Below are 7,409 nucleotides of genomic sequence, written 5' to 3'. Positions count from 1 at the left end.
TAAAAGCTCTCCTGCGCTACTGTATTACTCTCGTTTTTCAGTGGGGCAAAGATAACAACTTATTGCAACGCAAAACAACTTTATTTAACATAAATTTTACACACCCGTAATATTTAACCCTAATACACTGGAACGCAGAGAGAAAAATTTTAAACATTTATTTGGGAGATTCAAGGGAGCGCTTTGAGGAAGAAGAAATCATGAGTAATGGGGTAATGAAAGATACATTCTATTATATATAAGATAAAGGGAAGGTTGGGGGAAAGGTGCAGGGGGAAGCTTTTATAAAACAGGCTCCCTTCGTCTACGCTCAGGATAATAGCGCGTTCTTATGGAATGAGTACTGGTTTAACCACAGATCACGCAGATTTGCACAGATGATGATGTATATTTAGTATAGGGTATTTCATTTGGAGGAATTCATAATTCATCATTAACCTCACCCCTAGCCCTGATAGAAATGGGTACCCCGCAGCATGCGTTGGAGAGCAGGCGGATTTGAGAATCGCACAGCCCGGGCGTGAGGAGTATGAATGGATAGCAGGAAATAGCTCCTGAAAAAGATTCGCATTATATACTATATATACTATATATGATAAACCCAGGAAACATGAGCAGTGGAAAGTTTATTAAGAACAACAATGTCGAAAATAGCTCCTTTTTATACTATATATAATATAATAGGTAGGATTAATCCGGATTTCGTAATTAATCAAACAATCTCAATTGCTGATCACGGGTTCCGGTAAAATTGGCCGTTGAGAGTTTTGGAAATTCTTTGCCTTCAAAAAACTTCTTTCTGCCGATCTTAAAAGTTGTATGAATCATTTCAGCGATGTTACCTTCTCCCCTTTGTCTTTCAAAATATCTTTTATCTCCAAGCTTCCCGCCCCGCATAGAGCGGATAAGATTTAAGACTTTTTGTGCTCTGTCCGGAAAATGGGTTTCTATCCAATTCACAAAAACAGGTTCAACAGTATCATTTAATCTCACCAGGGTATATCCGAATCCTGAAGCACCTGCATCGGAAATCGCTTTTAATATATTCAACGGCTCATCGCTATTGAGTCCGGGAATGATGGGAGCAACCATCACATGTACGGGAATATTGTTTCCGGAGAGAATTTCTACAGCTTTTAATTTATTTTTTGCAGAACTCGTCCTGGGCTCCATCTTTCGTCTCAGTTCTTCGTTGATAGTAGGAATACTTAAAGAAACTGAAACCAGGTTCTGCTCCGCCATGGGTCTTAAAATATCAAGATCTCTTAGTACCATTGCATTTTTTGTCAGAATATTGACAGGATGTCTGTAATCAAGACAAACTTGCAGGAGTTTTCGGGTGATTTCAAATTGTCTTTCGGCGGGCTGATAGCAGTCTGTATTTCCGGATAGCAGAATTGGGGCTGCTTTATAGCCTCTTTTTTGAAAAAATTTCTCCAGTAATTCGGGAGCGTTTTTCTTTACCATGATCTTTCTTTCAAAATCAATCCCGGCACTGTATCCCCAATACTCGTGGGTAGGTCTTGCAAAACAGTAAGAGCAGCCATGTTCGCATCCCTGATAAGGATTCATGGAATATTCCATCGGAAGGTCTTCGCTTTTCACCTGATTAACAATTGTTTTGGGAAAAACTTCAGTGAAGGAGGTTTTTACTGTTTCGAAATCTTCATCTTCAGGCTCATAGGTATATCTGTCGAAACGATTAATAACGTTTCGCTGAGCGCCCTGACCTTTTATGAAATTTTCGTTTTGCATTCCTTTGTAAAATTAGAATGGAATTTGTATAAAATAATGAGTTTTAACATTAAAGTTTTCCACAAAAAAATCCAACACTTTCAAAAGCGTTGGATTTAACATAATTAAATATATTTTTTTACTACTTCAGTGCGTAAAATTCCACTCCATGAGTTTCATCTTCCTGATTCTTTTCATCAAAGTGTCTGTGATAATCCGAATAGGAATCACTATATTTTTTATCTTTTTTAGTCAATATTTTCTTGATGCTGATTAAACTTAATACTGCCAAAAGACCAACTCCTCCTGCCAGTAGAACTCCAACTTCTTTTTTCATATTTTCATTGATTTAATATTGTTAGCATTGCAAAAAGTATACCTATTTTATTTTTTTAAATTATAAATTTTGTTAACATTAAACTTTATTTTTAGGAAAATTACAATCCACTATTTTTCTTATATTTAAAGATTGCAATGGTTTAATTATTGTACTTAACAAGAAAAATATTATTATGGAAAATTCAGGGAATTTTGATGCAATGACAACCTTAAGTGAAGTCATGAAAACGCTTTCTGAAAGAGGAATACACAGAGAATTCAGAATGAACGAAAAATGTGAAATGAAGTTTGAAAATTCTGATAAAGTTTATCAGCCTGCAGAACTGGTGATTTTAAAAACATATCGTTTTGAAGGAGACAGCAATCCTGATGACAACGCGGTGCTTTATGTCGTAAAAGATGGTGCCGGAAACCGTGGAATGATTATAGACTCTTACGGGGCGGACAGCAATTATCCCGGTGAAGAGTTTGATAAGTTTTTAAGAGATATTCCCATTCTGGAAAGTGACGAATTCAACTTTTAACTGAATCTAGACTTATATTAATTCTTTAAACCATTAAGGTTGTTTTTAAATTAAAAAGACATCTGCTTATATGATCATTAATTAATGGGTCAATCTTAATGGTTTAAAGAATTATTCTTCAGATTTTTCCTTTTTCTTGAAAATATTATTCAGAAAACCTTTCTTTTCTTTTTTTTCTGCTTCCGGTTTGGGAGTTTCTTTTTTATTTTTGATCTCCTGTTTTATTTCTTTTACAGACTGTTTCATTTCTTTCACAGAAGAAACCGCTTCTTTTACCTTTTTTTCTGTTTTTTCTACATTTTTACCAATAAGGGTTTTCTTTAATCCTTGTTCAATTCCTTTCCAGAACAGATTAAAGAAAGATTTTGTCCGATCACGCTCTACATTTTCTACGGTAACAGCCTCAGGGAAATTACCCGAATTTGATTTTAGAAAAACATTGGCAACGGCTGTAAGGAAGCCTTTTTCCTCATGATTATTCTTATTGAGTACGGCAATTTTCAGATCTTTATGTTTAAGATTAAAGGTTCCGTGTAATCCGGCAGGGTTTCCTTTAAAATTAAAGAGCATTTCCTGAATTGTTCCCGCAGTAGCTGTCACATGAAGGTAGGGCCTGATAAACGGATTAATACCACTGACTGGAAGATTGGTGGTTTTTCCGGAAATTGCAAAATTATCGTTATTATCAGCAACATCAAAGTTCCAGTTTACGGAAAGTGGTGAGAGGTTCATGAATGAACAGTTGATTTTGATGTCTACTTTTGTGGATTTTCCTTTTATTTTAGCAGAATTCAGGTTTCTGACATTCATATTAAAGTTACTGAAGATCAGTTTTCCGGGTCCCATACTTTCCGGAGTATCCTCTTCATATACTAATACTGAGTTTTTAATATCAAGATTATTGATCGTCATCGGAATTTTAATAGAACGCAGCATTTTGGAATACAAAGCTTTTACCTTTGGATCGTCTTTCGGAATTTTGCTTCTGAAAATATTGGCATCTGCCGACTGGATCATGACATGGGAAGCATTTATCATTTTATGATGAGAAAACAGGTCCCAGTTTCCTTCTGCTGTTATTTCCCCGGCTTTTATATCATATAGATCTCTCTCCACAGGAATCATTTTGATAAACTGCGCCCTCGAAACAAGAGGTTTCATTGCAAAATTATTGATCTGAACTTTATTTTTGTTAAGCTTCAGCAATCCTAAACTCATATTATAGAATTGTGTTTTGTAAGCAAAGTTCCGGGTGGTGAGATAATAATCTTTCACCTTAAAAGATAGTCCCTGCTGATTGACTTTGGGTGATAACTCAATATTATTTATTGTGGCATTCAAATCATGAAAACTCAATGGCTCTTTTCCGTTATCATAGGTAATATTTGAATTTTTCAAAGACATTTTCCTTACAATAACAGATTGTATAATACCTGGCTCAGAAGTTTTATTTTGCTTCTTCTCCCCTGCTTTGAGCGTTCCGTTTACATTATCAACAAGAACATCTTTGATATCCAGATTGAGTTTTTTATCAACAAATTCCAGCTTATTGATATTAAAAGCAATATGATTTGTTTTTAAATTAATTGTTGTTTTTCCAGCTGGGGAAGAACCTGGCGTCAATACAACGTCCAGAATTTCACCATTTGTAGGCTTCAGGGCAAGACTTCTTATTGCAATATTCTGATGATTAGAATATAGTATATCCCTTCCTGAAAGCAGAAAATCTTTATATCCGATAGGAATGACCTGTTCTGAACTTTCCTTATCAAACTTAAGCTCATTAATATTTAAGTTAAGATTTCCGACAGACAAAAGTGTATTGCCATCAGGTTTGTTGACCTGAACTATGGCATTATTTAGTTTTATATTTTTTAAATCAACCTCAAAATTTGATTTTTTTTCATTCTTTTTAGCTTTTATTCCTGTTTTATATACTGTAAAAGCTGGATTTTGAAAATCCGCGTTGGTAAGTGCTACCTTATTTTTAGTTAAAACCACATCTTTGAATTCCATTTTGGGAATGATGCATTCAAATAATTGAGTCTTTTGGGGATAAAACTTTTTAAACTGAGCAAAAGAAAGAAGCGGAGTCAGTCTGAAATTTCCAACTGACATCTGCCCATTACTTGTATTGATACTACTGATAGTAATAGCATACGTTTCATTAGGCCGGAAAAAGAATTTCTCTCCTTTAATGCTGTATCGATCAAAAATTACAGGAAGTTTATTTTCAACAGATTCTTCTGTCATCTGTAAGTTTTCTACAAAAAGATCCAGTTGCTGTACAGACAAAAACTTCTGTTTGGTATGTTTGAAAATAGCAATTTTCCCGTTGCTGATCCTGATATTTTCAAACAAAAACGGGTTTCTCTTTTTTCCTGTTTTACGATCAACAGGTTTTGCGAGAATGACATTCAAATTAGGTTTTGCAAGCAACAGATCAGAGGAGCTTATTCTTTTATTAAAAATAGCATCGTAAATCCCAAAACGGCTTATTTTCAGGGTATCAATAGTTCCCTGCAGCCCAATAACGTCTATGTTTTGAGGATCTTTACTGTTGACAGAAATTCCTGAGGCGAAGATATTTCCTGTTCCTAAATCTACATCCAGGGTTTTGTAGGAAACTTTGTAGTCAGTATTCTTTTTTATATACTCTGGAAGCTGGGTTTTAAGCCATATATTCAGTCCGAAATTCGCAGCCAGAAGAATTCCTGCCAGGATTCCGAAACTTATCAATAGTCTTTTAACCCATTCTCCCATATTTTGCGATTTGGTTTTTATTTTACATCAATCAATTTCTTATTTCAAGATCTATCACATATCCCTCATGTCCTCTTACATTGATAAAGTTTCCTCCTTCAAATCCCAGGTACTGTCCTTTGATGCCGGAAAGCCTTCCTGTAAATTCAGGGTTTTTATCTAATGTAAATGAAGTAACCTTTTCCGGTTTTTCAAAAGGATAATCAAACATCCATAATTCTTCTCCTTCTCTATAGAATTTCTGAAAATCTTCAGGAAAATATTCTCTGATCTTTTGTCTGAAGTCCGCAAGGTCTACTTCCCCTTCAAAATCATCCTGCAGCATTTTTCTCCAATTGGTTTTATCTGCCAGATGTTCTTTTAAAGCCACTTCTATCATTCCTGCTTCATACCGGTTTTCGGTTCTTGCTATAGGTAATGCAAAAGTTGCTCCCTGATCAATCCATCGTGTTGGAATCTGAGTATTTCTCGTTACTCCTACTTTTACATCTCCGGTATAAGCCAGATAGACGGTGTGCGGCTGAAGCTGAATTTGTTTTTCAACCTCCAGATCTCGTTCAGCAACTCCTAAATGTGCCGTAGAAAGCTCCGGACGGATAATGGTATCACTTGCATAAGGACTTTCAAAAAAGCAGTTTTTGCAGAATCCCATCCTGTAAATAGGCTTGTTTTCCCCACAATTTACACATTGGAATCCGGTATGCCTGATGCTTAACTCCCTTCCAATCAACTCATTCATATGAACCAGATCTCCTGAAAGATTGAGATAGTATTGGATTGGCTTTGCATCGTAGCTTGTCATCTTTAAAATTTGCCCTTGAAACTGCATATTATATTTATATTACTTTTTTAAGTAAATTTAATGATTATATTTTTCAAAAAGTAAAATTTATATTTTTGTACTCATAAAAAATACAAATGGTTTATCTTGTAACAGGCGGTAGTGGGTTCATCGGATCTCATTTAATTGAACGATTATTAAGAAATGGACATTCTGTCATAAACATTGACAATTTTGATAATTTCTATAACTATCAGGTAAAAATTAAAAATACTTTAGAGTCAATTGGTAAAATTTCGGATTTTGAATACTCAGACAAAGAGACTGATGTCCGTCATTTAGTATCACTTGCTCATTCTGACCAATATTCCCTCTATTGGCAGGATATCCGGGACCAGAAAGGTCTTGAAAACATTTTTAAAAACCACCATATCGACATGGTGATTCATTTGGCTGCACTTGCTGGTGTACGTCCTTCCATTGAGCGTCCTTTAGAATATGAGGAAGTCAATGTAAGAGGTACTATGAACCTTTGGGAATTGTGTAAGAATTTTAATATCAAAAAATTTATTTGCGCCTCCTCATCAAGTGTTTATGGAAACAATGAAAAGATTCCTTTTGCAGAAACAGATAATGTAGATAATCCTATTTCTCCTTATGCAGCTACTAAAAAAAGTGGTGAAGTCATAGGACATGTTTACCACAATCTATACCATATAGATATGATCCAGCTTAGGTTCTTCACAGTATATGGGCCAAGACAGAGACCAGATCTCGCAATACACAAGTTTGTAAAGCTTATTTCAGAGGATCAGGAAATTCCATTCTATGGTGATGGAAGTACCGCCAGAGACTATACTTATATAGATGATATTATTGACGGAATTACCAAGTCTATCCTTTACCTGGAAAATAATTCCGGGGTTTATGAGATTCTTAATCTCGGAGAAAACCAGGTGATCACTTTATCCGAGATGGTTTCTACTATAGAAAATGTATTAGGAAAAGCTGCCATCAAAAAAATTCTGCCAATGCAGCCGGGAGATGTCACAAAAACAAATGCCGATATTACAAAAGCAAAGGATTTAATAGGGTACAAACCTGCCACAGACTTCCAAAATGGCATAAAAAAATTTGTGGAATGGTTTTTGAGAAAACGACAATAAGTAAATTGCTGACATAGCTGCCATTCAGTTTGTGACAGCCGTTTATAAGAAAAAATTATAAAAAGAATTGAAAATCAAGTATAAAAAAGTTTATTATACAAC

The 7,409-nt window shown here is 35.0% G+C and carries 6 protein-coding genes; 2 read left to right on the top strand and 4 right to left on the bottom strand.

What is annotated here, in order from left to right; translation table 11 throughout:
• Nucleotides 1-708: 708 nt before the first annotated feature.
• A complete protein-coding gene (locus tag ACTJIP_RS17740; RefSeq protein ID WP_077413135.1) occupies nucleotides 709-1,755 on the bottom strand; it encodes a PA0069 family radical SAM protein in 1,047 nt (348 codons plus the stop codon).
• Between the two features lie 121 nt (nucleotides 1,756-1,876).
• Nucleotides 1,877-2,071 carry a hypothetical protein gene (locus ACTJIP_RS17735; RefSeq protein ID WP_047379954.1) on the bottom strand — a complete coding sequence of 65 codons (195 nt, stop codon included), beginning with the start codon at nucleotides 2,069-2,071 and terminating at the stop codon, nucleotides 1,877-1,879.
• 175 nt (nucleotides 2,072-2,246) lie between these two features.
• Between ACTJIP_RS17735 and ACTJIP_RS17730 the strand changes: the two genes are divergently transcribed.
• Nucleotides 2,247-2,597: a hypothetical protein gene (locus ACTJIP_RS17730; RefSeq protein WP_047379955.1), complete on the top strand. Its 351-nt coding sequence runs from the start codon at nucleotides 2,247-2,249 to the stop codon at nucleotides 2,595-2,597.
• A gap of 111 nt (nucleotides 2,598-2,708) precedes the next feature.
• Here the strand turns inward: ACTJIP_RS17730 and ACTJIP_RS17725 are convergent, their stop codons facing one another.
• On the bottom strand, nucleotides 2,709-5,360 hold the full coding sequence (locus tag ACTJIP_RS17725; RefSeq protein WP_440704894.1) for a hypothetical protein: 2,652 nt from the start codon (nucleotides 5,358-5,360) through the stop codon (nucleotides 2,709-2,711).
• 31 nt (nucleotides 5,361-5,391) lie between these two features.
• A complete protein-coding gene (locus ACTJIP_RS17720; protein WP_440704893.1) occupies nucleotides 5,392-6,189 on the bottom strand; it encodes a DUF2797 domain-containing protein in 798 nt (265 codons plus the stop codon).
• Between the two features lie 89 nt (nucleotides 6,190-6,278).
• Here ACTJIP_RS17720 and ACTJIP_RS17715 point away from each other — a divergent pair, with 89 nt between their 5' ends.
• Nucleotides 6,279-7,307 carry a GDP-mannose 4,6-dehydratase gene (locus ACTJIP_RS17715; RefSeq protein WP_440704892.1) on the top strand — a complete coding sequence of 343 codons (1,029 nt, stop codon included), beginning with the start codon at nucleotides 6,279-6,281 and terminating at the stop codon, nucleotides 7,305-7,307.
• Nucleotides 7,308-7,409: the final 102 nt, after the last annotated feature.

This window comes from Chryseobacterium sp. 22543, from assembly GCF_052044565.1.
Lineage (GTDB): Bacteria > Bacteroidota > Bacteroidia > Flavobacteriales > Weeksellaceae > Chryseobacterium.
The sequence above is the reverse complement of the archived record's forward strand: the minus strand, read 5'-3'. Positions and strand labels throughout refer to the sequence as shown.

Coding starts and splice junctions, on each gene's coding strand:
- ACTJIP_RS17740 (WP_077413135.1), bottom strand. CDS start 1,755: ATGCAAAACGAAAATTTCATAAAAGGTCAGGGCGCTCAGCGAAACGTT.
- ACTJIP_RS17735 (WP_047379954.1), bottom strand. CDS start 2,071: ATGAAAAAAGAAGTTGGAGTTCTACTGGCAGGAGGAGTTGGTCTTTTG.
- ACTJIP_RS17730 (WP_047379955.1), top strand. CDS start 2,247: ATGGAAAATTCAGGGAATTTTGATGCAATGACAACCTTAAGTGAAGTC.
- ACTJIP_RS17725 (WP_440704894.1), bottom strand. CDS start 5,360: ATGGGAGAATGGGTTAAAAGACTATTGATAAGTTTCGGAATCCTGGCA.
- ACTJIP_RS17720 (WP_440704893.1), bottom strand. CDS start 6,189: ATGCAGTTTCAAGGGCAAATTTTAAAGATGACAAGCTACGATGCAAAG.
- ACTJIP_RS17715 (WP_440704892.1), top strand. CDS start 6,279: ATGGTTTATCTTGTAACAGGCGGTAGTGGGTTCATCGGATCTCATTTA.